General features: G+C 69.3%; 1 protein-coding gene. It reads right to left on the bottom strand.

What is annotated here, in order from left to right:
• Nucleotides 1-245: 245 nt before the first annotated feature.
• Complete coding sequence (locus tag ACFLIM_RS50170) at nucleotides 246-1,352, bottom strand: IS110 family transposase (protein ID WP_393178017.1); 1,107 nt, start codon at nucleotides 1,350-1,352, stop codon at nucleotides 246-248.
• Nucleotides 1,353-1,471 lie beyond the last annotated feature (119 nt).

The following is a 1,471-nucleotide window of genomic DNA, read 5'->3' as shown; positions in this document are numbered from 1 at the left end:
GTGGATCAGGGCGGGGTCGTGGCCTTCGCCACTGCCATTCTGATATTCGCGTGTCGAGATCGCATGTCTGCTGTGCGCAGGACGGGGCCCCTCACTTGAGACGAGCGTTGGGTAGCTCAAAGATCTGCCGGGGTTCACTCCTGCCGCGGCGTGCGTCCCGATCCACCACCGGTCAGGGCGGCACGACGCCCACCGACGGCGCGGGCCGCCGGGCGAAGGAGGTGCCGTGCCGAAGGTCATGGGCGCTACTCGCTGGTCATCTCGGCCCAGACGAACCCGGCCAGTTCCCGGGCGACCGCCGTCACGGCGACCGGGCTGGGCCGCTTGCCGGGTCCGGTCATCTGACGGAACTTGGCGCACAACCTCTGCTGGGCGCTCCAGGCGCGAGCCACGGTGGCCGGCGCCGCACCTGCCTGACGGCGCCGCAGCGGCGCGCCGATGGCGGGACGGAACTGATACGCCCACGCCGCTTCGGTCAGCGCGGTGCGCACCTCGGCCGGTCCCGCCTTGGTGATGTGGCCCCGCCGGGAGCGCTCGCCGCTGGAGTACTCACTCGGGGTCAGCCCGGTGAAGCCCATGAAGGCCCTCGCCGATGGGAAGCGCCGCCAGTCGACCACCTCGCTGGCCAGGGTGAGCGCGGTCAGCTCGGCGATGCCGCGATAGGCGATCAGACGATGGACCGCACCGGCCAGCGGCTCGCGCACGGCCCAGGGCAACAGCACCTTCTCCAGGGCCGCCAGTTCGGCCTCGCGCGCCTGCAGCGCCGCCAGGTAGTGCTGGTAGGTCGAGCTCAGCGCGGGCTCGTCGAAGCGCTGAGCGTTGACCCACTGCCGATGCACGGCCGTCCACTTGACGCCCTGACGCCAGATGCGTCCGTGCCGCATCAGCAGCGAGGTGATCCGCTGCTTGGCCCGCTTACGATCGGCCAGCAAGTCCGCCCGCGCCCGGACCAGATCACGCACGGCCTCCTCGGCCGGAGAAGGCACCCGGATCGGGGTCAGTTCCCCAGCCCGATGCAGCCGAGCCAGGCGCATCGCGTCGCGTCGGTCGGTCTTGACTCGATCGGCCGCCCCCTTGGGCACCAGCGCCGGGGCGACCACGTCGCAGGCCACCTTCATCGAGATCAGCAGCCGATACAGTTCATAGCCGCCGGGACCCGCCTCATAGCAGGTCCGCAGCGCGCTCCGATCGGGGAAGCGGCCAATCAACCGCCGGATGGAAGGTTCGTCGTTGAAGATCCGATCAACGACCGGGATCTCCTCACCCGGCCGCAGGATGCCCACCACGATGGCGTCCTTGGAGGTGTCCATCCCCAGATGGATCGGCCCCGGAGAAAGTGCCAGACTCTTCATGACGGTCGGCTCCCTTCTGTGTGTGGCTCCGGCCCCCGCTGTCTCTAGCGTGAGCCGATCCACGGAAGCTATGAAGCGACTACGGACAGAACCGGAGCCGGCCGTTTCATGCTGACTTG

This window comes from Nonomuraea marmarensis (assembly GCF_043197025.1).
Lineage (GTDB): Bacteria > Actinomycetota > Actinomycetes > Streptosporangiales > Streptosporangiaceae > Nonomuraea > Nonomuraea marmarensis.
Note: the sequence above shows the minus strand (reverse complement) of the source record. Positions and strands in the feature narration are given on the sequence as shown.